The organism is Erythrobacter insulae (assembly GCF_007004095.1).
Classification (GTDB): domain Bacteria; phylum Pseudomonadota; class Alphaproteobacteria; order Sphingomonadales; family Sphingomonadaceae; genus Erythrobacter; species Erythrobacter insulae.
In genome coordinates this window covers 2,602,224-2,626,280 of record NZ_VHJK01000001.1, presented here as the reverse complement: position 1 = coordinate 2,626,280, position 24,057 = coordinate 2,602,224, and the positions used below count along the sequence as shown (strand labels likewise).

The following is a 24,057-nucleotide window of genomic DNA, read 5'->3' as shown; positions in this document are numbered from 1 at the left end:
TTGCGCGTGCGAGTCAGGATGAACTTCGAATCTTGGCAGGGAAAGAGGGTATTATGAGCGAACTTACACACCTCGATTCCAAAGGTTCGGCCCATATGGTCAACGTTGGCGATAAGGTTGAAACCAGGCGCGTAGCCATCGCAAGTGGCAAGATTTCCATGTCGCCAGCTGCCCTGACCGCGATCAGGGCGGGCGATGCACCAAAAGGCGATGTCCTCGGCACGGCAAGAATTGCCGGGATCATGGCAGCAAAGCGGACCGGAGAACTTATACCGCTGTGTCATCCGCTTGGCCTCGAATCGGTCAGTGTTGAGTTCGCGTTTGAAGACGCCGCGATCACCGCCACCGCAGCCGCATCGCTGACGGGCAAAACCGGCGTCGAAATGGAAGCGATGGTCGCAGTTACAACGGCCCTTTTGACAATCTACGATATGGGCAAGGCCATCGATAAGGGCATGGTCATTGGCGATGTGCGATTGATGGAGAAGCGCGGCGGAAAATCCGGTACCTGGAAAGCATCTGCTGAATGAGCGGGATGCTGACATTGCCGGAGGCACAGGCGCAGCTTTTCGCGCTTGCTCCCAAAATGCCAGGAACCCATGTCGAAACGCACCTTGCGTCCGGTCGATATCTCGCGAAGGATATCGCGGCTCTGCGGTCCCAGCCTTCTGCTGATCTGTCGGCAATGGATGGATATGCAATTTCAGGCGCTGGCCCGTGGAAGCTGATCGGAGAAAGCCGCGCAGGCGCTCCGTTTGGGGCCGCTGTAAAGGATGGGCAATGCATTCGGATATCTACCGGGGCACAGATGCCGGAAGGCTCGGACCGCGTTCTGATCCAGGAAAATGCCGAACTTGCGGCTAATTTTGTAGAACTGGCCAAGGGTGAGGTTCTTCCAGAGCCAGCCAGGCATGTCCGCTCGGCGGGATTTGATTTTGCGATCGGCCAAGTGATCCTTACCTCTGGGACGTTGATGGGCCCGGCTCAAATTGCGCTAGCCCTGGCCGCGGGTCATCATGCCATTTTGGTTCATCGTATTCCGCGAATTGCCGTGATCGATAGCGGAGACGAACTGGTCCGTTTGCCTGCCAAGGTTGAGGCGCATCAAATACCGGCCAGCAATGGTATGATGATCAATGCAATGCTGCGGCCTTTGGCGGGTGATGCCGCCTTGATTGGACCCGTTCCTGACAATCTGGACGCCCTAGCCCATGGGCTCGATCAAGCTTCCGATTGCGACATCATCATCACCTCTGGCGGGGCATCGGTGGGTGACCATGATTTGGTGCAGCAGGCTCTTCGAAATTGGGGTGCTGAGCTCACTTTCTGGAAGGTGGCGATTAAACCGGGCAAACCTTTGATGATCGCCACGAGGCAGCACGATGGCCGAAAAACCGTAATTCTTGGCCTGCCCGGCAATCCCGTTTCAAGCTTTGTGACGTGCTTTTTATTTGCCCTGCCCCTGATCCGGGCTGCGATGGGGAATGCAAACCCTTTGCCAAATGCTCAGAATATAATTGCAGCGGTCGATTTACCCGCGACCGGGAATCGCAGGGAATTTCTGAGGGGGATCAGTGATGGGGACACCGTTAGGCCTGCCGCAATTCAGGATTCAAGCGCATTAATGGCCTTGGCGCAGGCCAATTGTCTGATCGACCGCCCTGCCGGATCCCCGGCGATCAAAGCAGGCGATAGGGTTGCAGTTTATAACATCGACAATGGCGCAATTCAGCCGATTTGATTGCGTGCGGTCGCTTGACATCGATTATAATGTTGCTTATTCGTTCCACATTCGTTCACCTTATTGGCGGACGGTCAGTGTTCGCGATGCACTCACCACAGTGCCTCTTGCAACGCGTATCAATGGCACTGTGGAGCCTGTTCAGGTGACCATGAGAAGTGCGTCTTAGGGAGTACACTCCATGCTGACTGCAAAGCAGCACGAATTGATCCGCTTTATCCAGAAACGTCTGGACGAATCCGGTATTTCACCAAGCTTTGAAGAGATGAAAGAAGCTCTCGATCTTAAAAGTAAATCGGGGGTCCATCGGCTTATCTCTGCCCTTGAAGAGCGCGGCTTTATTCGCCGATTGCCCAACCGCGCCCGCGCGCTTGAGGTTATCAGAATGCCTGAAGATGCGACACCGACCCCGCGCGCGGCGATAGCTGCGAATGATGCGGTTGCATCCGCCTCGGCTGTCATGAAAGCCGCGCCTGAGCCGGCAAATGATGTGATTGAAATTCCGCTGCACGGGCGCATCGCGGCAGGGGCTCCGATTGAAGCGCTTGAGGGCCAAACTTCACTGCCTGTACCAGCGGCCTTGCTGGGACCAGGTGAGCATTACGCCCTTGAAGTGTCCGGTGATTCCATGATCGAAGCCGGTATCTTTGATGGTGATTTCGCTCTTGTAAGGCGCACAGAAAGTGCGCGCGACGGTGAGATCGTTGTCGCACTTGTGCGCGGCGAAGAAGCCACGCTTAAATACCTTCACAAGGATGGCGGGCGTGTCCGACTTGATCCGGCCAATGCTGCCTATGATCCGCAGGTATACGGCTCTCACGAGGTACAGGTACAAGGCAAGCTTGCCGGGCTTTTGCGCCGTTATCACTGATTAACGGGATTTCGTGCGTGTGCGGGGTTGGGTTATCGCTCTTCCCCGCGCCACCATCCATGATCCCCCTGCTTTTGAGAGACACTGGTCACGCGCTGGTTCGTCAGATTTATCGCAAGGCCGCCCGACTTCTGAAGATAGCCTCTATCTGCTTTCAACCATTTCGGGGAACATGACCGCGGGAGGAACCGGTCGGCGATCACAATATCTGATCGTTCACAGGCAGCTGCAAGAGCGCGCTCTTCGACCAGATCACGATTACGGGCCATCATGATCACCCAAGCACGGCCGCCGCGTTCAATCGTGAGAATGCAGAATTCCCTCGAGCATTGAGCGCCGGGCCAATTTTCCATTGAAACCGGCTGACCAGTTACACTGGCAAGTTCCAGCAGGTTGTCTTTGGAATAGGATGATCGGCTATCGCGCAGGGAAAGCAGCTGACGCTCACCGGATTCATGAGTAAGGGTCACACCGACATGGCGCCCTTCTCGCCCGACCAAAATATCCGGTATCGGCGTCATAAACAGCGATAGAGCCCCTGCGGATATGGGCACAAAGCCCCAAAATCGCGGTTTCCCGTTCCACAACGCGAGCCACAATGATCCGCCAACGAAGAGCGAGATAGTCCCAAACCCCATTTGCGGCATCAGCTTGACTGATCCGGGCTGCGCTGAGGTGAAATGCGCAATGGCTAACAGGCTGTCCAGTGAGATTTGGACCAGCCACCACGCTGGCTTGCCAAGTCCGACGATATCCAAAAATAGCCCAAGCGCAATCAGCGGCATGGAAAGAAAAGTAACCAATGGAATGGCGATGACATTGGCGAATGCGCCGTAAACGCCGGCTCTGTGAAAATGGAACAGAACGATGGGCATTAGAGCAATTTCGATCACCAGACCCGTGAAGAACAGCATGATAATCTGGCGTCCGCTCCGCCGCCACCATGGCTCCTCGCGCGGGGATAGAAACGTTCGCACAACGCTTGAAGAATGAAGCGCGACAATCGCCAGCACGGCGCAAAAACTCATTTGGAAACTAGGGCCCACGACGCTTTCTGGCCATAAAAGCAGCACAAAAACAGCCGCCGCCGCAACCATTCTCAGCGAAAGCGCATCACGGCCCAATGCCAATGCAATCAGGACCAGCATGGCTGCGGCGCAGCTGCGAACGGTGGGGACTTCTGCGCCGGTCAGCAATGTGTATCCAATACCGGTGAGCGCCCCCGCGCAAGCCGCCGCCACGGGCAGGCGCACGCGCAAAGCGATGGGCGGAAAGAGCGCGAGCAATTTCAGCGCAATCAAATATGCCGCCGCAATCACCGCGCTGACATGCAGACCGCTGATCGAAAGAAGATGGGTCAGCCCCGCATCTCGCATGGCTTCGTCATCGGCCTCAGCGATTGCGCCGCGATCCCCGCTGGCAAAGGCAGCCGCGATGGTCCCCGCCGATCCATCAACGCGGCTCCTTACGTGTGAAGAGAGGCTCCGCTGGATCAAGGCCAGGCCTGTGTTCGAAGTGGCCGGTTCGATGACCTCTATATGACCTATGACACTGCCGGTTGCGGCGAACCCCTTGAACCACGCGGCGCGTGCAAAATCATAAGATCCGGGCAGCATAGGGCTCGCCGGGGGCATCAATCGCACACGCGTTCGGATGACCGCGCCTTCCAATATCTGATCTCCTGCTCCTTCGCTGTTATCGAGTGAGGTCATAGGGACATTGATGCGGATCTTGCGGGCCTCGCCCGCCTCCGCGTCCCGCACGGCGAGAATTAAACGGATCCGATCCTGTGCTGGTTGATCCTCCCGGTCGAGGACATAGGCATTTATGCGCTCAACGACGGGCCGCTCAATGGCAGGGGCGCCTACGATTTCAGACCGCAACCAGATTATGGCTATCCCGGCTGCAAACACCAAACCGCAGGCAATCGCGGCTGTGCTAACACGGCCGCGTTGATCATTGCCTCTCCACAGTGCGATCGCGCCAATGGCCAATAAAGCCGAGAGACCGATCGCTGCAATCCATTGCCAAGGCCGAGGAAGCGCAAACCACGCAAGAATACCGCCAGCAAAGACCACCGCAAGCCATGGCGCGCGGTCAAAGCCGGCACTGCTCAGAAAATCTTCGCATCTATTGCCAATGTTTTGCGCGATGCTGGACAAGGCCGCGCCCCTTTGCCAAGGGCGCTGCAATGCAACATTTTCGGGAGCCGAGCTTGCATCTGCTCTGTCGCCCAAGGGCACTAATGGCGTATGGCTCATGGTGCTCCCCCTGAATACAGGGAAATAGAAAAGGAATTTGAACGACATGGCAAGTGAAAGCGGCAAGAGCGGCGGCACAGTCGTCACGCGGTTTGCGCCCTCGCCCACCGGTTTTTTGCATATTGGCGGAGCGCGCACTGCCTTGTTCAATTGGCTATACGCCCGTCACCATGGCGGCAAAGCGCTGCTTCGCATTGAAGACACAGACAAGAAACGCTCCACTCAGGAAGCCATCGATGCCATCCTGGACGGCTTGAAGTGGATGGGGCTCGATTATGACGATGAGCCAACTTTTCAATCCGCTCAGGCCGGTCGGCATGCGGAAATTGCGAATGCGCTTCTTGATGCGGGTTATGCCTATAAGTGTTTTGCAACACCGGAAGAGCTGGAAGAAATGCGCGCCGAGCAGCGCGCGAACAAGCAGCCGATGCGCTATGATGGGCGGTGGCGTGATCGCGATCCATCAGAGGCACCTGAAGGTGCCCCTTTCACGGTCCGTTTAAAAACACCGCAAGGCGGCGAGACTACCATTCAGGATAAAGTTCAGGGTGCGGTTTCAGTCAAGAATGACGAGTTGGATGATTATATCATTCTGCGCGCAGATGGCACGCCTACCTATATGCTGGCTGTTGTAGTCGATGATCACGATATGGGTGTGACACACGTGATTCGCGGGGATGATCATTTGAACAACGCTTTCCGCCAATTGCCAATTTACCGCGCAATGGACGCGGTCGAAGGCGGATGGCCTGATCCAGTATATGCGCATATCCCTCTGATCCACGGCTCTGACGGAGCAAAGCTATCAAAACGGCACGGCGCGCTGGGAGTCGAAGCGTATCGCGACGAGATGGGCATTTTGCCCGATGCCCTTTTCAATTACCTTCTCCGTCTAGGTTGGGGTCATGGGGACCGGGAAGAAATCACCCGCGCCGAGGCGATCAAACTGTTCGATCTTGCCGGCGTTGGCAAAAGCCCCTCGCGCTTTGACATCAAAAAGCTGGAAAACCTGAACGGACATTATATCCGCGAAGCTGATGATGCCATGCTTGCAAGTCTCGCTGCTCCGTACATTTCGGGCGATGTCGATCTGGATTTGCTGACCAAAGCAATGCCCGTGCTCAAGACACGTGCTAAAAGCATCCATGAAATTGCCGAAGGTGCCGGTTTCTTGTTTGCAAAGCTCCCTCTGGAAATGACCGATAAAGCGGCAAATTTGCTGGATGACGATGGTCGAGCGCGTTTGTCATCTGTTTCTGACGCTTTGAAGCGCGAAAATGACTGGACAATCGAGGCTCTCGAAGCCACTACGAAATCACTTGCAGAGGAACTTGGATTGGGTCTCGGCAAGTTGGCGCAGCCAATGCGAGCTGCCCTTACCGGGACGACAACATCACCCGGAATTTTCGATGTTCTGGTCCTTCTGGGACGGGAAGAAGCCCTCGCCCGGCTCGACGCGCAGGCTGCGTGATCGTACGGCGGGGCACAGTAACAAAGCAGGAGACATGTCTTGGCAGATAAGAACGCCAAACTCGAAGTGGGCGGCGAAACACACGAATTTCCCGTTCTTCAAGGCAGCACCGGCCCGGATGTCGTGGATATCCGTAAGCTGTACGGCCAAACCGGCAAGTTCACCTTTGATCCGGGTTATAAGTCGACTGCGAGCTGCGAAAGCGCGCTAACCTATATCGACGGGCAAGAAGGCATTTTGCTCCACCGCGGCTATCCCATCGGACAGCTTGCCGAGCATTCCAGCTTCATGGAAACGTCTTATCTTCTCTTGAACGGCGAATTGCCGAGCAGCGAAGAGCTTGATGATTTCACATACACGATCACACGGCACACGATGCTGCATGATCAGATGCGCCAATTCTATCAAGGTTTCCGCCGCGATGCCCACCCGATGGCTATCATGTGCGGTGTCGTGGGGGCGCTTTCGGCGTTCTATCATGACAGCACCGATATTTCGGATCCAGAGCATCGCAAGATCAGCTCTCACCGTCTGATCGCGAAAATGCCGACGATTGCCGCGAATGCTTATAAGTATTCCATCGGTCAGCCGATGATGCATCCTGACAATTCGCTCAGCTACACCGGTAATTTCCTGCGTATGACGTTTGGTGTTCCGGCCGAAGATTATGAAGTTGTCCCTGCCGTTGAAAAGGCGATGGACCGGATTTTCATCCTTCACGCCGATCATGAACAGAATGCTTCGACTTCGACTGTTCGTCTTGCGGGCTCTTCGGGTGCGAACCCGTTTGCCTGTATTTCGGCAGGCATCGCATGTCTTTGGGGCCCGGCGCATGGCGGAGCCAACGAAGCGGCGCTGAACATGCTGCGTGAAATCGGTACGCCTGACCGCATCCCGCATTACATCGAGCGCGCGAAAGACAAGAACGATCCGTTCCGCCTGATGGGCTTTGGCCACCGTGTTTATAAAAACTACGATCCACGCGCGACTGTTATGCAAAAGACTGTCCGTGAAGTCTTCGATGCGCTGAACGTTAAAGACCCGGTTTTCGAGACCGCACTCGCTTTGGAAGAAATGGCTCTTAACGATCCGTATTTCCAAGAGAAAAAGCTGTTTCCAAACGTCGATTTCTATTCCGGCGTGATCCTTTCGGCGATCGGTTTCCCGACCACGATGTTCACCGCGCTTTTTGCCCTTGCCCGCACTGTTGGTTGGGTCGCGCAGTGGAATGAAATGATCTCTGATCCGGCTCAGGTTATCGGTCGCCCGCGTCAGCTTTATACAGGCCCGACACAGCGCGATTACGTGCCGCTTAGCAACCGCTAACAGCCGGGACGATAACGACAATGGGGCGGTCCCTGATCCGGCATTTGCTGCAGATCACAGGGATCGCCCTTTTTGTATCTGGCGTTGTGTGGATGCTGCAGGGGTTTGGCATTTTGATGTGGCCTCAAGACAGCTTTATGTTCGCCCAGCGAGAGTGGGCCTTATACGGCGCGATCACGGCGGCAATTGGCGCAATATTCATCCTGATATCGCGTCGGATAGACCCGCGGGATTAGTTGGAATTATTCTGCGGCAGGCAGACTAAGAGTGAACTCCGCGCCCGGCGTTCCGGTTGTTTCTGATGCCGGCGCGACGGTCAGATCGCCATCCATCGCCAAAGCGAGGCGGCGGGAAATATAGAGGCCCAATCCAGAGCCCTGATCTGCTCCGCCATTGCTGTCCCGCCCAAGCCGCTCGAATTTTTCGAAGATCTTCTCGGCCTGTTCAGCGCTAACGCCTGGACCCTCGTCAGAAACTGACAATGACACGATCCCAGCATAGCTCTCGCTCGCGGAGATAGTTATTGTGCTGCCTTCGGGGGAGTACGCGACAGCATTGCCGATCAGATTGATCATTATCTGCAAGACGCGGCGAAACTCCGCCCGTGCCATCACCCTATCACCTTCGCTTGGAAGGTTTAGCGTAATGCCTCGCGCTCGTGCTCTCACACCCAAAATTCCGGCCGCACGCTTCGCAGCATCACCCAGATCCACTTTCTCTTTGATGGTCGAAAAACTCGGCGATTCAAGAACTTCGAGGTCAGCCAGATCGTCAAGCATACCCGAAAGATGCTGCCCTGCAGCCGCAATATTTCCGGCATATTCGGCGTATTCATTACGCAGCGGACCCGCCAATTTCGCGCGAATAGTCTCTGCATTTGCAATGATACGGGCAATCGGCTGCCTGAGCGCTGGCGTGAGAGCAGACCCGACAAGGCGCGTGTGAGCGCCCTCAACATCGGATTCGCGCGCCGCATCGACAATCGGTTCGCTGGATATCAATAGCAATTCAAAGCCGCGCGGCGCGCCGTTCGCTGGCCCAATTGGCAACAGGCGGACTTTCCAAGACCGCTCTGATCCCGCCACGTCACATTCAACACCATCCAGCAAACGCCAATGCAGCGGCTGCTGATGCGCAATACCTTTCAAAGTCAGATACTCGGTCCAGACTTTGCCTGGCGCAGCTGCCACTCGTGCTTGCAGCGTCTCTGTATCAGATGCGGTCGCATTCAAGAACTGGACATGCTGATTTGCATCAAGACGCGCCGTCGCTTCGGCAGCGGACCGGTCAATCGTGTCGAGCCGCTCCGCCATCAAACGCGAAGACATTGCCGGTGCCGGATTGCGCTGCCAGTTCTCGATCACCAGCTCACATCCACCGCCAACCTGCTCACCCAGCGGGCGAATGCGCACGAAACCAGTGATCTGATCTGCCCCATCATAGGCGCTAAATTCACGCGCTATGCGCAGATCCATGTCGCGTGATTGGCGAACCAATTCGAGCAGTTCGGGTACGGCAAGAACGCCCGGCAATGACCCGCCGCAATTTTCCTGCAATTCGCCAAGCGGCTCGTCAGCCGTAATGAGCCGGTCCTGCTCATCCGTCAGGCCGCGTGCTGCGAGTAAGGTATCAGAGCGCTCGATCATCGGTATCTAGCTCTCGTTCGGCGTTTGTGTTTGTTTGAGGATCGCCGCAGCCCTTCTGGCTGTTATCGCTTCAATATCACGCGGCAGCCGCTCTGAAGGTTCCAACAGCAGGAATTGTCGCTCAATTCCCTCAATCGATACATTCGCCGCCCGCAAACTTAGGGTAAGGCGTGCCGCCTGCCCCTCATGACAGGCAAGGACGGCCAGCTCGCGCGGCTGCTTGGAAAATGTCGACATCGCGCTTGCAAACAGAGCGAGACCTGCATGCTCCAATTCCAGCGCGGCAATTGCGCCGCCCTTCATCGATGAAATGAGACGCGCCAAAAGGCCGACACGGCTTGCACCCTCGTCATAGCTATCTTTCAGCTTTCTGATCGCAGGCCCGGTCAAGGGTTCGATTTGCGGGTCGCCTTTGCCTGTTCTTTCAAACCGTTTCAGCACTGCGTGAAACAATTCAGCTGGCAGCTCTGATAAAGGCAATTCCATCCTGCGCTGGCTTTGAATGAAGCGCGATTGCGCCGCCAGCGTGGTCATCGCCAGTTCGGCGGTTGCGGGCTCCTGCGATGCAATCAATTCCTGAAGCAACGGGCTCAGAATGGGATCAATGGATGCGCGCTGCTCAAGCCGCTCAGAAAGGTGCCCCTCCATCGCGAGCGCATAACAATAGCTGAGAACGACGCTGTCAGCGGTCAAATTTTCAGACAGATAATCCAGCGCTGCTGCGTCGGACGAAGGCTTGCTCGTGCCATCTCTGGCGGCGATCAATTGCGCAGCAAGGGACGCAATCATTCCCCGTAAACGAGCAACAATCGCATCTGTGACCAGAGTATAGCGCGAGCTCGAAAGCATATGGGTAAGCACCGGAGGCACGCCGCGCAGCGCCCGATCACCGCGTGTCAGTTCATCCTTCAGGATTAACTCGACATCGGGAGTTTCGACCGGATTATCAGAGTGGGGATTGTTCCCCTCTGTTGCCGTCTTGCTCATTACAATGCCTTTACAAGGCTCCTTTAATGCCAGCGTTGTCCTTGGTTAAATTGGGCAGCCAGAGACATTGCGCAAGCGCTGCTAGGCCCAGAATGATCAAGGCTCCGCTTAAACCGCCATAGACGGTACAAATGGCGAAAGCCGCAAGATGCAACGCGCGGTCGTTCCAAAATGGGGCGGCTCGTGCTGATGCATCTCTTGCCGCGAGCTGCAATAGGCCGATTACTATTACTGGTATTGCCGCATCCGAAAAGTTCGACAATCCCAATACAAAAACTAGCGAAACTATGGCAAGAACATCCACCATTATATTGATTTTTTGAGGAAAAAATTCCAATTCCCCTTCGCCGTACAAAGCGGATTTTAGCCTGCCGGATGCGGCACTGAAAGATGCCATAAAGGCACCTATGGCCGCGATTGCCAGACCGGCGGCGGCATAGTTCTGCCAAATCACAATAATCGCTAGCGCCATTGTGATCACTGCGATTATCGCGCTTGGTACTGGCTCCCGGCCCCAACTGAGATGAGCGAATGAACGCGTCGCAATCGCGGACAGTGCTGTAAAAGGCGCCGCCCAATTTGCTTTAGCGGCAGCACGGTCAAGCAGGAGTTTTTCGAGCTTCGCCAAGTCATTTTCATCGCGCGCAAGAACCCAGTTTTCGCCGCCACCTCCATCGAGTACGACCGGCACGGTGCCGGAACGCGATTGAAGGGCAATCCGCAAAAGCAATGAAATCGCGTCTCCGTCGGGCGGAAAATCTGCAAGCTTTTGGGCATTGGCCGCGCGCATAATCGCCAGACCTGACCATGCCCGATCGGCATCGATCCTTTCAAAATCTTCGGGAGCGGCAGCCGATAGCTCCGATCTGGGGTCAAAAGTGAAAACAGCGCTCTGCACCTTGTCATCCTGTATGACGAGGTTTTGCGCAGTCTCACCACCGATAATCAGCCCATCTTGAAGCATGAACAACCGGTCTTCCGAACGCAGCAGCGCAACCAGTTGGAGGGTCGAGCGTACGGCGTGAAATTCACCGCCTTCGGCCTCGATCTCTCGTTGGAGTTCCAGAATGGGCTGGGTCGGCGTATCACAAAGGCAGATTATGCGCTGGCACCCCAAGCGCCGCATTATTCGCGATTGCCACCACAACACGCTGCGACCGCACAGGGAAAGGTCCGCGCGAAGTTCTCCGCTTACGGTGCGTTTCCGAGCCGACAATAAAGCGGTGTTCACAGGCGCAATCCTTTTACCAGATTGCTATCTGCTAGGCGTGTAGTCGCACCGCCTTCAAGCGGGTTATGCGGGATACAACCGGTTTTGAGAGCAAACGCGCGCAGATTGCGCCGAGTGTCAGGCCTTAAACCGGCTCAGGATGGCTTCGATATCGCGGATCGCCGCCGGTTCGCCCGGCGCAGATGACAATGCGTTTTCAGCGGCGATCAACAGCTCTTCCGAATGGAAGCTGGCAGCGAGCCCTTTAAGCCTCATCCCAGCGACGTTCCAATTCCCATCGCAGCGCGAACGCTTTAGCAGGTCCAGCTGCTTTGCGGCGCTTTCGACAAATGCATCGCGCAGCTCGTGCATCAACGCCGGATCATCACCCGCCGCCGCCGCCAAAGTCGCATCTAATGCTCCGCTTTCATAAGCCATCCTGCGTCAATAAACGCGAAGGTGTTAATGCGGGGTTTATCACGGCGCAGGCTGTGGTATCTATGCTTAATGAGCAAAGGCAACACCATAATCCGCGCCATCGGTTCAGATACTGATGATGAAGCGACCAAGACCGCTGACACCGTCGAACCGGCGGAGGGTTTAGAGGTTGAGGCCGATTACGAGGAAGTCACCGTAGAAGGCGGTGATTACGCCGAGAGCCCGCGCAATTTCGCCTGGGTCTGGCCTGCCCTTGCCATCGCAACCATTTTGGCGTGGACCGCGCTTTATGGGTGGGCAATGCGGTCTGAATTTGTGACCATTGCCAGCGCCTCGCCTTCACAATGGACGCGTTTGATCATCGATTGGTCTGTGCCGGTGTTGCTGGTCGCGGTTGCGTGGATGATTGGTATGCGCAATTCCCGCGCCGAAGCGCGGCGATTTGCCGATACCGCGACCATGCTGAGCCATGAAAGCGCCCAGCTTGAAAAGCGGCTCAATGTTGTGAACCGCGAACTCAGCCTCGCACGCGAGTTTTTGGGTGCCCAATCGCGCGAACTTGATTCACTAGGCCGAATTGCGAGTGAGAAACTTTCCGCCCATGCATCTGAACTGCAACAATTGATCAAAACGAACGGCAAGCAGGTCGATCGCATCGGGAGCGCCAGTGAAACCGCACTCGATAATATGACCCGACTGCGTGATGATCTGCCTGTGGTGGCCAATTCAGCCCGCGATGTATCAAATCAGGTTGGCAATGCTGGCCGTACGGCTCACGCCCAGCTGGAAAAGCTGGTGTCTGGTTTTGAACGGCTCAATCAATTCGGCACAGCAAGCGAGACCCAGGTTGCGTCTCTCGGAAGCCGCGTCACGCAAACACTCGATGGATTTGCCGAACAACTGGGCAAGATTGAGGCTCTGGTCGGCAACCGCTTTACATCGCTCCAAACACAGGCCGGTGCATATCGGAATGAGATTGGTGAAGCAGAAGAGGTCGCTATCCGTGCCCTGAATGATCGGATCGCGCTGCTTCAGAGCGAAACGAAAGCGATCTCGTTGACCCTGCGAGACGCCGAAACCGAGGCGATGGGGCAATTGCAGGTGTCCAAGGAACGAATGCACGATGAAGTTACCAAGATGGTCGAATCTCTCGACACGCTGGATCAAAAAGCACTTTTGGCGGCGCAGGAGCGGATCAAGGAATTGCAGGCAGAGGCCAATCGCTTTGAAGAAAATCTGGCACAGCGCGATGCCAGATTCCTCGAAGAGATGGAGCGTCGCCAGGCCGGTTTTGAAACACGCGAAGCGCAGGCGACGGAGATTCTCGGACAGCGACTTGCCGATCTTGACGAGGCGATCGCCGAGCGCCGTGAAGCGCAAACAGCCGAGACAGAGAAGCTGGTCGAGCACAGCCAATCCATCACAGCGCAGCTTGAACAGCTTAATGCGCTGATCGGGCGGGTTTCAGAACAAGGCGAAACCACCAGAGATCAATTGACCGGTGGGCTTGATGAGCTGGACGCAAAAATCCAGGCAAAACGCGAGGCTTTGTTAGAAACAGATGCTCAGCTGAACAGCCTGACGGACAAAAGCATCCGGCTGCTTGAGATCATTCAGTCTGGCGCGAAACATAGCCGGGAAGATTTGCCTGACGCGATTAAAGTTGCCGTCGAAGAATTGGGCGGTCTTGAAACCCGCGCAACCGCCCTAAGCGGGGTGATGTTCCGCACAGGTCAACATGGCAGCGAATTGGGCAATCAACTGATCAAGACACAGGAAAGTGTCACTGAAACCGATAGCGCGATCGAGCTGTTGCAAGCCAAATTGGATAAACAATCCGAAGAGACGCTGGCCAAACTTACCACTCTGAAAGGTGCGCTGTCCGACATTACCGAGCAAGGCGAAACCTTTGCCGGGGAAACACAGCAAGGCCTGCGCGAGGCTCTGGAGCAATTGGAAACAGCGACAGAAGCCACGTTTGCTGCATTGGACGAAGGCGCGCGTGAGAAAGTCACCGCTCTGGCAAATGACATTGGTAAAGATGCGGTCGAAGCGCTCGAACGATCATTGCGCAGCCATAGCGCAGAGACAATCGGCAAGCTGGAACAGGCCGCTGCCCACGCTTCGGGTGTGGGACGTGAAGCGACTGTCCAGCTGCGTGACCAACTGGTGAAGGTCAATGAGCTTACCGGCAATCTTGAACAGCGAATTGCTGATGCTCAGGAAAAAGCGGAAGAGCGGATCAATAACGATTTTGCCCGTCGGATGTCGTTGATCACAGACAGCCTCAATTCCAGCGCGATTGATATTTCGTCCGCTTTGACTGAGGAAGTTTCCGATACGGCATGGGATGCCTATCTTAAAGGCGACAGGGGCATCTTTACCCGCCGGGCCGTAAGGCTTGTCGATAACAGTGAAGCGCGCGAAATCGCCGATCTGTATCAACGCGACGATGCGTTCAAATCGAACGTCACCCGCTATATCCATGATTTCGAGAAGATGCTGCGATCAATGCTTTCCACCCGCGACGGTAATGCTCTGGGCGTGACCGTTTTGGGTTCGGATATGGGTAAGCTTTATGTCGTGCTAGCCCAATCGATCGAGCGGTTCCGCAGTTAGCGCTAACGCGCGGCTTAGGGGCTTTCCAAAGTCGGCGGTTTGGGCAGAATGTCGAAAACCTCGATACCAATCCAGCCATACTCGAAATTGAGCACATAAAGCGTGGTCAGGACAATCGCGATAATCGTCGCGCGCATGATCAGCTTTCTCGGCTGGAAATTTGCCGGAGCGCTTTCAGCCTGACCGGGTACGACATCTTCACCGCTTTCCTCAGCAGTGCGCACACCAAATGGAAGCATGATGAAAGCGGTCATCACCCAAACCAGAAAATAGATCGCAAGGATGGATGTCCAAGCCATTAGCGCGATTTCTCCTGTACTCGGCCCGGCATGATTACGCGTACCTGCGGGCTTTTGCCTGCCCAGCGCCTTGCCGCGCGTCTCGCGCTAACCCGCGCAGCCTCGTGGACGGCGACAGGATCCAGTGAATCTTTGCCTTTGAGTTTTCCGATCGCTTTCAGAATATCATCCTGCGTTTCTTCGATAAATTCAGGCATATCCTCATCAAGAGGCAGGCCGATCGCTTCGATCGCAGGGCGCTCCCCTCGCATCAGGACAACCACCATCACGCCTTCATGAGAAATCCGGCGGCGCATCGTTATTGCCTCGCCGTCTGCGGGCGCAATAATGTCACCGTCCAGCACAAGCCGCCCATTACGCACCTGAGCAATGCGTCCGGGTTCACCCGGAGCAAGACGGACAATATCGCCATTGGATTGGACCACATTGTGCGGGATGCCCGCCGCTTTGCCGACCTTTGCCTGTTCACGCATGTGCCGGATTTCCCCGTGAACCGGCACCAGCACTTCTGGCTTCAACCATTCGTATAACGCTTCGAGTTCGGGGCGGCCGGGGTGGCCAGAAACATGGATCATGCTTTGGCGATCAGTGACCATCGTGACCCCTTTTGCCGCCAGCATGTTTTGGATCTTGGCAATCGGGATCTCATTGCCGGGTATCTGGCGAGATGAAAACAGGACCACGTCGCCGCTGACCAATTCGATCTGATGATTGTTGTCGGCAATACGGGACAATGCCGCGCGCGGTTCACCCTGCCCGCCTGTGGCGATAATCAACACTTCACCGCGTGGCAGGCTCATAGCGGTCCGAAAATCGACCGTTTGCGGGAAGTCTTCAAGATAACCGTTATCCTGAGAAACTTCGATAATCCGGTCGAGCGAACGGCCCGCGACGCAGACCTGACGGCCTGTTTCACGCGCGACTTCGCCAAGCGTCTGCAATCTGGCCACATTGCTGGCAAAGGTCGTGACCAGCACACGTTTGCCAGCGTGCGTCGCCACTTCGTCCATCAGGGCACGATGAACCGCGCCCTCTGACCCCGAAGGATTGGGATTGAAGACGTTGGTGCTGTCACACACCAGCGCATGCACACCCTCATCGCCGATTGCGCGCAATTCCTCTTCGGTGGTTGGCTCACCGATGATCGGCTCTTCATCCAGTTTCCAGTCGCCTGTGTGGAAAATCTTGCCGTAAGGCGTGTCGATAAGCAGCGCGTTTCCTTCGGCGATGGAGTGCGCGAGCGGCAAGTATGTCACCGAGAACGGCCCGATATCGATCTGGCCATGGTCTTCCTCGATGATGTTGAGCTCAACTTTGCCCAACAGCCCCGCTTCTTCGAGCTTCCGCGCCACCAGATCCGCAGTAAACGGCGTTGCATAAAGCGGGACGCCCAATTCGCCAGCAAAATACGGCACGGCGCCAATATGGTCTTCGTGCGCGTGGGTAAGAACAATACCCAGCAAATCGCGGGTGCGCTCCTCGATAAAATCAAGGTCGGCAAAAACCAGATCGACACCCGGATATTCATTTCCGGAGAAGGTCATGCCCAGATCAACCATCAGCCACTTTCCATCGCAGCCGTACAGATTGACGTTCATACCAATCTCGCCCGATCCGCCGAGGGCAAGGAAAAGCAATTCATTTTCAGGGGTGTAGTTCTTTTTCACGTAATCTCTATTCTTGGGTTTCAACTCGCTTAGGCAGATTGCTGGGCGAGGATTGCGAGACCTTCAATCGTCAGGTCGGCATCGACTTCATCGAATATGTCAGTCGCATCATTAAACAATATGGCTAGTCCGCCGGTCGCGACAACCTTGGCCGGCCGCCCAATTTCCGACTTCATGCGTTCGACAATGCCTTCCATCATGGCGACATAGCCCCAAAAAACACCGATCAGCATCTGGTCTTCTGTATTGCGTCCGATCACACTTTTGCTGTCAGGAGCGCGGATCGCGATGCGCGGCAGCTTTGCTGTCTTGCCAACCAATGCGTCCAAGGACAGATTGATCCCGGGTGCGATCGATCCGCCTTTGTATGTGCCATTATAATCAACCGTTTCGAATTTGGTCGCTGTGCCAAAATCTATAACGATCAGATCGCCGCCATATTTCTTATGTGCGGCCAGAATGTTGAGAGCCCTGTCTGCGCCTAATGAGCTTGGCTGATCGACATCGATCTCGAACTGCCATGCCGCCTTACCCTCGCCCGCTTTTAAAGGCGTTATGCCGAAATATTTCTGCGCAAGAACGGTAAGATTATGGTCTGCGCGCGGCACCACCGATGCGTAGATAATCTGCGTTATCTCATCGCGAGAGACACCTTCGATCCCGAGCAATTGCAGCAACCAGACCGCATATTCATCACCGGTCCGGCGTGGATCGGTCGCGATACGCCAGCGTGCGCGCGTGTCAAAACCTCCCTTCCCGTCAGGTTCAAACAGCGCAAAAACAACATTTGTATTACCGACATCGGCAGCGAGCAGCATCTATTATCCTTCCGCGATCAACGAGACATCGCCGGCATGAATAGTGCGCACGGCCCCATTCGCCAAGCAAAGCCGCAATCCTCCGTCATCGGCCAAACCGGCAAAGGTTCCGGCTACTATAGCGCCATCACTTTCGTGCACACTAATTTGCGTTCCAACAGGATGTGCCGCCGCCTGCCAGCGCGCAAACAGCGACCGCGTTCCCTCATCCCGCCAGATGGCAAGCTCATCTGAAAAACATGCTGCCAGATCCAACATCGCCTGATCCGGATTTGCGTCCATTTCAGAGTTCTCATCAGCAAGCGACGTTGTCTTTCGATCGGCAATATCGGGCGCATGAGACAGATTGATCCCGATACCCGTGACAATCACCGAGCCATGCCGTTCAAGCAGAATGCCCGCAATTTTCGCGCCTGATACCAACACATCATTCGGCCATTTCAGCAGAACCTTTGCGCGGTTCTGTACTTTCAACCTGTCTGTGACCATTCGCCATACGGCCAGGCCCGCCACCATAGAAAGCGTGTGCGCAGCGGGATCGGTGTCCCGAAGGTTTACAATTGTACTTGCGTAGATGTTGCCTTCCGGGCTGACCCATGCCCGTCCACCGCGCCCCTTGCCGCCGGATTGGCGCCGCGCGCGCAACCAATATCCATCGGCAAGGCTTTCACCCGAACCCAACCGGCCAATCAAATCGGCATTGGTTGACCCTGTAACGGTGACAGTTTCAATCAAACCGCGAGGAACAGCGCCGCAGCTGCCTTGTCAGCCAGATCGGTGATCGACGGTGTCAGCAAATAACCCAGCGGCGAGATAATCGCAGCCGTCAAAAGCAACAGAACCCAATGCGCGCCGCCGCTTTTTCCTGTCACCAGATTGGCCGGTTCATCAAAGAACATCACTTTGACAAATTTGATATAGTAGAACGCACCGATAACGCTCGCCGCAATTGCGATTGCGCCAAATGCGATCAGGCCTGCCTCAACGGTCGCCTGGAAAATCACGAACTTGCCATAAAATCCAAGCAGCGGCGGGATCCCGGCGAGGCTGAACATCGTTATCAGCAGGCACCAGGCAATCGCCGGTTTCGTGACCGAAAGACCGCGAATGTCGGCAAAGGTTTCATAAAGCGCGCCATCATCCCCGCGAAGCATCAAAAGCGCAACAAACGCACCGATGCTCATCGCGACATAGATGAACAGGTAAACGAGCATCGCGCTAATGCCGGCCTGCTCTGCCACGGCAAGGCCGAGCAGAATAAAGCCCACATTGTTGATCGAGGAATAGGCCAGCAATCGTTTCAGGTTTTCCTGTCCAATCGCTCCAAGCGCACCGAATATGATCGAGGCAAGCGCAGTGAACATCACGATTTGCTGCCATGCCAATACTTGACCGCCAAACACCTCGATCACGACGCGCGCAGTGAGCGCGACGGCGGCAACCTTTGGTGCTGTGGCAAAGAACGCGGTGACGGGTGTCGGTGCGCCTTCGTACACATCGGGTGTCCACATATGGAACGGCACGGCTGCGATCTTGAAGGCCAGTCCAGCCATCACAAAAATCAAGCCGAACAAAGCGCCCGTGGCAAGTTCACCCGACAGCCCGGCACGAACCGTCGCGAAGTCCGTCCCGCCGGTGAAACCGTATAGGAGGCTCATACCGTAGAGCAGGATTCCAGATGCGAGCGCGCCCAGGACAAAGTATTTTAGGCCCGCTTCTGCAGACCGGGCATCGCGCCGAAGGATCGCTGCGAGTACATAGGATGCAAGACTGTTGAGCTCGAGACCGAGGTAAAGTGTCATGAAATCATTGGCTGAAACCATGATGCTCATGCCCAAAGCAGCAAACAAAATGAGAACCGGATATTCGGCGCGCATTCCGCGCTCTGTTCCGGCAGCCGCGCTGTTGAAGAATGCTGGTGCAACCATCAAACATGCGATAGCGGCAAGATAGATCATCGCCTTGGCGAACAAGGCAAATGTATCGACCTGCATCAATCCGCCAAATGCGTATGTCTCAGGCCCGTCAGTCCCGAAATGCAGACCCGGGACAAGCATAAAGCCCGCTGCAAAGAACGCCGTGACAGCGGCAATGGCAATAAAGCGTCCCGATTTGTCACCGCCCCATGCGGCGACCATCAGCAGGGCAAGACCCGATACCGTAAGGATAAGTTCCGGCACGATAAGCGCGAAAGAAGCTGCGAAGTCCATCAGTGGTCTCCTCCTTCATGCGCTTCGAAGACTATGGCATTTGCCGCCTCGGCGCGGGCTGGTCCATCGGCCAATTGGCTATCATCCGCTGGTGCCGCCGCTGCGATCCGCGCATCCAGAGCGGCGATATCGGCGCGCATTGGCGCCAGAAAGCTCTCTGGGTAAACGCCCATCCACATTACCACCGCTGCGATTGATGCCATCATAGTCCATTCGCGCGCGTCCATATCCGGCATGGCAGCGGCATCTTCGTTTTTCTGCGCCCCAAAAGCGACGCGGCGATACAGGTAGAGCATGTAGCCTGCGCCCAGAATGATACCGGTGGTGCAGACGAAAGCGACCCATGTGGAAGTTTGATAAATCCCCGCGAGCGCCAAAAATTCGCCTACAAAATTGCTGGTTCCCGGCAGGCCGATGCTTGCCATCGTGAACAACAGAAAGAACACCGCATAATACGGCATATTGATGCTGAGACCGCCGTATCGTTCGATCTCGCGGGTATGCAGACGATCATAAATCACGCCCACACAAAGGAACAGCGCCCCCGAAACAAGGCCGTGGCCAAGCATGATCATCATCGCGCCTTCAAGGCCTTGGATATTGAATGCGAACAGGCTGGCTGTAACCAGCGCCATGTGCGCAACCGATGAATAGGCGATCAATTTCTTCATATCGTGCTGAACCAGCGCGACGAGTGAAGTGTACACGACCGCAATCATCGATAGCGCAAATATCATCCATGCAAGTTCACCGCTTGCCTCGGGAAACATTGGCAGGCTGAAACGGATGAAGCCATATCCGCCGAGCTTCAACAGCACGCCTGCAAGGATCACCGAACCCGCTGTCGGGGCCTGAACGTGCGCGTCGGGTAGCCAGGTGTGAACCGGCCACATCGGCATCTTCACCGCAAAACTCGCAAAGAATGCGAGGAACAACCACGTTTGGGCGCCGCTCGGGAAATCGTACTGCATCAGGGTCGGGATGTCAGATGTGCCGGCCTCAGCCACCATCCAAAACATCGCGATCAGCATCAAAACCGATCCCAGCAATGTGTAGAGGAAGAATTTATAGCTGGCATAAATGCGATTATCACCGCCCCAGACACCGATAATAAGATACATCGGGATCAAGCCTGCTTCGAAGAAGATGTAGAACAGGAACATATCCTGCGCGGCGAATACGCCGATCATCAACACTTCCATAAACAGGAATGCCGCCATGTATTCGCCAACGCGTTTGGTGATCGAATTCCAGCTGGCAAGGATGCAAATCGGCATCAGGAACACGCTGAGCATAATCAGCATCAAGGCTATCCCATCGATGCCCAAGGCATAGGAGAAGCCAGCGAACAGGTCGGCACGCTCCATAAACTGCCATTGTGCGCCGCCGATTTCATAATTTGCCCACAGCAGCACGCCGAGCGCGAAAGTAGCAAGGGTCGCTGCAAGTGCGATCCCCCGCGAGGCAGCCTCCCCAGCGAACAAGCAGAGCAGACCGCCCGCAAGCGGGACGAGCATCATCGTGGTGAGGATCGGAAAGCCGTCCATTACAGCAGAACCCAGGTAATAGCCGCGATCAGGCCAAGCAGCATGATCAGCGCGTAAGTGTAGAGATAGCCCGACTGGATTGACTTTGCAGCGCCCGAGCTGCGCTCGACCACCCATGCAATGCCATTGGGACCAAAGCGGTCAATCGTGCCAATATCGCCCAGTTTCCAGAACTGGCGGCCAAACCAAAAGGCCGGTTTTACGAAGATACGATCATAAAGTTCGTCAAAGTACCACTTGTTGTAAACAAAGCGATGCAGCCAACCGAAGTTCGCGACGAATTTCGCCGGAATATCAGGCTTCGCGATATAGGCCACATATGCCCCGACAAAGCCCAAGATCATCACGACAAACGCCGAGTATTTAACCCAATACGGCACGGCGTGCATCGCATGGATCAGGTTCTCGTTGTAGAATATCGACCCGGCCCAGAATGCCGCGTCATCGAGGAAGCTCGGCGCGAAAACTTGTCCTGCGCCGACCGCGCCGACTGTCAGCAACACGAGCGGAATAAGCATGGCAATCGGGCTTTCGTGCGGATGGTACCCGCCCGTCGTGTCTTCGCCCGCTTCTTCGGGAGTTTTGTGAACGCTGTGTTGGATATGCTCGCTTTCGATCCAGCGCGGTTTGCCCCAGAAAGTCAGGAACATCAGGCGCCAGCTGTAAAAGCTCGTAAGCAACGCTGCGATCACGCCAAGCCAGAACGACATGACGGAAATTTCGGTCCCGCGCGCAAAGGCCACTTCGAGCACGGCATCTTTCGACCAGAAGCCTGCAAAGCCGACACCAAGGTGATAAACACCAAGACCGGTAATCGCGAGTGTGCCTGCAAGCATCGCATAGAACGTTAGCGGAATATGTTTACGCAGGCCGCCATAATACCGCATGTCCTGTTCGTGATGCATCGAATGGATCACGCTGCCCGCTCCAAGGAACAGCAGCGCTTTAAAGAATGCGTGTGTGAACAGGTGGAACATCGCCACGCCATACGCACCGACACCGGCGGCAAAGAACATGTAGCCGAGCTGCGAACAGGTGGAATAAGCGATGACCCGTTTGATGTCCCACTGCGTCGTCCCAATCGTGGCGGCAAAGAAACATGTTGCCGCGCCGACGACTGTCACGATGGCAAGCGCGGTCGGTGCCGTTTCAAACATCGGCGAAAGGCGGCAGACCATAAATACGCCTGCAGTTACCATGGTCGCAGCATGGATCAGCGCCGAGACAGGCGTAGGCCCTTCCATCGCATCGGGCAGCCAGGTGTGCAGGAAAAGCTGCGCTGATTTACCCATCGCGCCTACGAACAGCAGGATACAAAGGATATCCATCGTGTAGAGGCGCATGCCGAGGAAACCGATTGTGCTGCCGGACATGCCGGGCGCGGCATCCAAAATCTCGGTAATCGACGTCGTTTGGAAGACCAGAAACGTGCCGAAGATACCCAACATAAAGCCAAGATCGCCCACACGGTTGACGACAAAGGCTTTGATCGCAGCAGCGCCAGCGGTTGGCTTTTTGAACCAGAAACCGATCAAAAGGTAAGACGCAAGGCCCACCCCTTCCCAGCCAAAGAACATCTGTACGAGATTATCGGCGGTGACGAGCATCAGCATCGCGAATGTGAACAGCGAGAGATACGCGAAGAAGCGCGGCTGATCCGGGTCTTCCTCCATGTACCCCCATGAATACAGGTGCACGAGCGCAGATACGCTGTTGATGACCACCAGCATGATCGCGGTCAGCGTGTCGACGCGCAGCGCCCAGTCAAAACTCATAGATCCGGACTGAACCCATTTGAGCACCGGAACGACTTCGGCATTGGCGCTGCCATTGAGGAATGCGAGGAATATCGGCCAGCTAAGCGCCGCCGATACGAACAACGCACCGGTTGTTATCGATTTTGCAAAAACGCTCGGCGCGTTCTTGTTCACCAAGCCTGCGACAATAGACGCGAGCAGCGGCAAAAATACGATGATCAGGATTTGGGTTTGCACCGGTGCTTATCCCTTCATCCGGTTCACATCGTCGACCGCGATTGTGCCGCGGCCTCGGAAGTAAATGACAAGGATCGCAAGACCAATGGCGGCCTCTGCAGCGGCGACAGTCAGCACCAGCATAGCGAAAACCTGACCCACAAGGTCATTCATAAACGCGCTGAACGCGACAAGATTGATGTTCACCGCCAGCAGAATGAGTTCAATCGCCATCAGGATCACGATGACATTCTTCCGATTGAGAAAGATGCCCAGCACGCCGAGCACGAACAGGATCGCACCCACGGTTAGGTAATGTTCAATGCCAATCACAGCTCGACCCCCTGCCCGCTATCCGGGTTTTTCATTACGGTTGCCTCATGCGGACGGCGGGCAATTTGCTTGCCGATATCCTGCCTTGCGCGGGCGCCCGGCTTGGGCGGTTGGAAGGTCAGCACAATCGCGCCAATCATTGCCACAAGCAGGATGATCCCGGCGATCTCAAACAGGAAGATGTAACGGCCATAAAGCAGAACGCCGATCGCCTCGATATTGCTTTGCCCTACCCCTTGCGCGGCCGCTCCATCAGGTGTGCCAAGCTCAAGCCCGCCGGCGCTGTATGCGCCCAGACCAAGCAACAATTCCGCAAGAAGGATCAGCGCAATGGCAATTCCCAACGGAAAATTCTTGATGAACCCTGCGCGCATCGCGGCAAAATCAATATCCAGCATCATCACAACGAACAGGAACAGCACAGCGACTGCGCCGACATAAACGATGACTAGCAGCATCGCGATGAACTCCGCCCCGACAAGCACCATCAGGCCCGCAGCGTTGAAGAACGATAGGATGAGCCACAGCACGCTGTGCACCGGGTTACGCGACATGATGACCATGACCGCGCTTGCGATGACCAGCCCTGCGAACAGGTAAAAGGCTAATGTTTGAATCATGATCCTGAGTTTTTCCGCCC

Annotated in this window: 20 protein-coding genes; 6 read left to right on the top strand and 14 right to left on the bottom strand. The window is 55.6% G+C overall.

Features of this window, described 5'->3' with window-relative positions:
- The first annotated feature begins 53 nt into the window (after positions 1-53).
- The 3 genes from moaC (at position 54) to lexA (ending at position 2,612) form a co-directional block, all read left to right on the top strand.
- Positions 54-530: a cyclic pyranopterin monophosphate synthase MoaC gene (gene moaC, locus FGU71_RS12295; RefSeq protein WP_142788838.1), complete on the top strand. Its 477-nt coding sequence runs from the start codon at positions 54-56 to the stop codon at positions 528-530.
- Positions 527-1,741, top strand: a complete 1,215-nt coding sequence (locus tag FGU71_RS12290) for a molybdopterin molybdotransferase MoeA (protein WP_142788837.1) — start codon at positions 527-529, stop codon at positions 1,739-1,741. The genes moaC and FGU71_RS12290 overlap by 4 nt, the downstream gene beginning before the upstream one ends.
- A 181-nt stretch (positions 1,742-1,922) precedes the next feature.
- Complete coding sequence (gene lexA, locus FGU71_RS12285) at positions 1,923-2,612, top strand: transcriptional repressor LexA (RefSeq protein ID WP_142788836.1); 690 nt, start codon at positions 1,923-1,925, stop codon at positions 2,610-2,612.
- A 32-nt stretch (positions 2,613-2,644) separates the two neighbouring features.
- Here the strand turns inward: lexA and FGU71_RS12280 are convergent, their stop codons facing one another.
- Positions 2,645-4,873, bottom strand: a complete 2,229-nt coding sequence (locus FGU71_RS12280) for a ComEC/Rec2 family competence protein (protein WP_142788835.1) — start codon at positions 4,871-4,873, stop codon at positions 2,645-2,647.
- Positions 4,874-4,919: 46 nt separating this feature from the next.
- On the opposite strand from FGU71_RS12280, the gene gltX reads away from it, so the two are divergent.
- Both gltX and FGU71_RS12270 read left to right on the top strand, forming a co-directional pair.
- Positions 4,920-6,344 carry a glutamate--tRNA ligase gene (gene gltX / locus FGU71_RS12275; protein ID WP_142788834.1) on the top strand — a complete coding sequence of 475 codons (1,425 nt, stop codon included), beginning with the start codon at positions 4,920-4,922 and terminating at the stop codon, positions 6,342-6,344.
- Positions 6,345-6,383: 39 nt separating this feature from the next.
- Positions 6,384-7,670 (top strand): citrate synthase, encoded by a 1,287-nt coding sequence (locus tag FGU71_RS12270; RefSeq protein ID WP_142788833.1) that lies wholly within the window; start codon positions 6,384-6,386, stop codon positions 7,668-7,670.
- A gap of 242 nt (positions 7,671-7,912) precedes the next feature.
- On the opposite strand, the gene FGU71_RS12260 is transcribed toward FGU71_RS12270, so the two are convergent.
- The 4 genes from FGU71_RS12260 to FGU71_RS12245 form a co-directional block, all read right to left on the bottom strand.
- Positions 7,913-9,316 carry a sensor histidine kinase gene (locus tag FGU71_RS12260; RefSeq protein WP_142788831.1) on the bottom strand — a complete coding sequence of 468 codons (1,404 nt, stop codon included), beginning with the start codon at positions 9,314-9,316 and terminating at the stop codon, positions 7,913-7,915.
- A 6-nt stretch (positions 9,317-9,322) separates the two neighbouring features.
- Positions 9,323-10,303: a hypothetical protein gene (locus FGU71_RS12255; RefSeq protein ID WP_142788830.1), complete on the bottom strand. Its 981-nt coding sequence runs from the start codon at positions 10,301-10,303 to the stop codon at positions 9,323-9,325.
- A 10-nt stretch (positions 10,304-10,313) separates the two neighbouring features.
- The gene (locus FGU71_RS12250) at positions 10,314-11,033 is read right to left on the bottom strand and encodes a hypothetical protein (RefSeq protein WP_142788829.1); all 720 of its coding nucleotides are present in this window, start codon (positions 11,031-11,033) and stop codon (positions 10,314-10,316) included.
- A gap of 618 nt (positions 11,034-11,651) precedes the next feature.
- Positions 11,652-11,951: an Hpt domain-containing protein gene (locus FGU71_RS12245; RefSeq protein WP_142788828.1), complete on the bottom strand. Its 300-nt coding sequence runs from the start codon at positions 11,949-11,951 to the stop codon at positions 11,652-11,654.
- 69 nt (positions 11,952-12,020) lie between these two features.
- Here FGU71_RS12245 and FGU71_RS12240 point away from each other — a divergent pair, with 69 nt between their 5' ends.
- A complete protein-coding gene (locus tag FGU71_RS12240; RefSeq protein ID WP_142788827.1) occupies positions 12,021-14,570 on the top strand; it encodes a coiled-coil domain-containing protein in 2,550 nt (849 codons plus the stop codon).
- Positions 14,571-14,584: 14 nt separating this feature from the next.
- On the opposite strand, the gene FGU71_RS12235 is transcribed toward FGU71_RS12240, so the two are convergent.
- Genes FGU71_RS12235 through FGU71_RS12195 form a run of 9 tightly spaced genes read right to left on the bottom strand, consistent with a single transcriptional unit; the run spans position 14,585 to position 24,037 of the window.
- Positions 14,585-14,869 carry a DUF1467 family protein gene (locus tag FGU71_RS12235; RefSeq protein ID WP_142788826.1) on the bottom strand — a complete coding sequence of 95 codons (285 nt, stop codon included), beginning with the start codon at positions 14,867-14,869 and terminating at the stop codon, positions 14,585-14,587.
- Complete coding sequence (locus FGU71_RS12230; protein ID WP_185960290.1) at positions 14,869-16,536, bottom strand: ribonuclease J; 1,668 nt, start codon at positions 16,534-16,536, stop codon at positions 14,869-14,871. The genes FGU71_RS12235 and FGU71_RS12230 overlap by 1 nt, the downstream gene beginning before the upstream one ends.
- 29 nt (positions 16,537-16,565) lie before the next feature.
- Positions 16,566-17,354: a type III pantothenate kinase gene (locus FGU71_RS12225; protein WP_142788825.1), complete on the bottom strand. Its 789-nt coding sequence runs from the start codon at positions 17,352-17,354 to the stop codon at positions 16,566-16,568.
- A gap of 3 nt (positions 17,355-17,357) precedes the next feature.
- Positions 17,358-18,089, bottom strand: coding sequence for a biotin--[acetyl-CoA-carboxylase] ligase (locus FGU71_RS12220; RefSeq protein ID WP_142788824.1), 732 nt, complete (start codon positions 18,087-18,089; stop codon positions 17,358-17,360).
- Entirely contained in the window at positions 18,086-19,564 is a 1,479-nt protein-coding gene (gene nuoN / locus FGU71_RS12215) for an NADH-quinone oxidoreductase subunit NuoN (protein ID WP_142788823.1), read from the bottom strand. Before nuoN ends, FGU71_RS12220 begins: the two co-directional genes overlap by 4 nt.
- Positions 19,564-21,111, bottom strand: a complete 1,548-nt coding sequence (locus FGU71_RS12210; RefSeq protein WP_142788822.1) for an NADH-quinone oxidoreductase subunit M — start codon at positions 21,109-21,111, stop codon at positions 19,564-19,566. The genes nuoN and FGU71_RS12210 overlap by 1 nt, the downstream gene beginning before the upstream one ends.
- Positions 21,111-23,105 (bottom strand): NADH-quinone oxidoreductase subunit L, encoded by a 1,995-nt coding sequence (gene nuoL / locus FGU71_RS12205; RefSeq protein ID WP_142788821.1) that lies wholly within the window; start codon positions 23,103-23,105, stop codon positions 21,111-21,113. Before nuoL ends, FGU71_RS12210 begins: the two co-directional genes overlap by 1 nt.
- A gap of 6 nt (positions 23,106-23,111) precedes the next feature.
- Complete coding sequence (gene nuoK / locus FGU71_RS12200; RefSeq protein ID WP_142788820.1) at positions 23,112-23,417, bottom strand: NADH-quinone oxidoreductase subunit NuoK; 306 nt, start codon at positions 23,415-23,417, stop codon at positions 23,112-23,114.
- Positions 23,414-24,037 (bottom strand): NADH-quinone oxidoreductase subunit J, encoded by a 624-nt coding sequence (locus FGU71_RS12195; RefSeq protein WP_142788819.1) that lies wholly within the window; start codon positions 24,035-24,037, stop codon positions 23,414-23,416. The genes nuoK and FGU71_RS12195 overlap by 4 nt, the downstream gene beginning before the upstream one ends.
- Between the last annotated feature and the right edge of the window lie 20 nt (positions 24,038-24,057).

Bases quoted from the DNA above. Each gene is read 5' to 3' on its own strand.
- gltX (WP_142788834.1), top strand. From the start codon at position 4,920: ATGGCAAGTGAAAGCGGCAAGAGCGGCGGCACAGTCGTCACGCGGTTT.
- FGU71_RS12240 (WP_142788827.1), top strand. From the start codon at position 12,021: ATGAGCAAAGGCAACACCATAATCCGCGCCATCGGTTCAGATACTGAT.
- lexA (WP_142788836.1), top strand. From the start codon at position 1,923: ATGCTGACTGCAAAGCAGCACGAATTGATCCGCTTTATCCAGAAACGT.
- FGU71_RS12225 (WP_142788825.1), bottom strand. From the start codon at position 17,354: ATGCTGCTCGCTGCCGATGTCGGTAATACAAATGTTGTTTTTGCGCTG.
- moaC (WP_142788838.1), top strand. From the start codon at position 54: ATGAGCGAACTTACACACCTCGATTCCAAAGGTTCGGCCCATATGGTC.
- FGU71_RS12260 (WP_142788831.1), bottom strand. From the start codon at position 9,316: ATGATCGAGCGCTCTGATACCTTACTCGCAGCACGCGGCCTGACGGAT.
- FGU71_RS12245 (WP_142788828.1), bottom strand. From the start codon at position 11,951: ATGGCTTATGAAAGCGGAGCATTAGATGCGACTTTGGCGGCGGCGGCG.
- FGU71_RS12195 (WP_142788819.1), bottom strand. From the start codon at position 24,037: ATGATTCAAACATTAGCCTTTTACCTGTTCGCAGGGCTGGTCATCGCA.
- FGU71_RS12210 (WP_142788822.1), bottom strand. From the start codon at position 21,111: ATGGACGGCTTTCCGATCCTCACCACGATGATGCTCGTCCCGCTTGCG.
- FGU71_RS12255 (WP_142788830.1), bottom strand. From the start codon at position 10,303: ATGAGCAAGACGGCAACAGAGGGGAACAATCCCCACTCTGATAATCCG.
- FGU71_RS12280 (WP_142788835.1), bottom strand. From the start codon at position 4,873: ATGAGCCATACGCCATTAGTGCCCTTGGGCGACAGAGCAGATGCAAGC.
- FGU71_RS12235 (WP_142788826.1), bottom strand. From the start codon at position 14,869: ATGGCTTGGACATCCATCCTTGCGATCTATTTTCTGGTTTGGGTGATG.
- FGU71_RS12290 (WP_142788837.1), top strand. From the start codon at position 527: ATGAGCGGGATGCTGACATTGCCGGAGGCACAGGCGCAGCTTTTCGCG.
- nuoN (WP_142788823.1), bottom strand. From the start codon at position 19,564: ATGGACTTCGCAGCTTCTTTCGCGCTTATCGTGCCGGAACTTATCCTT.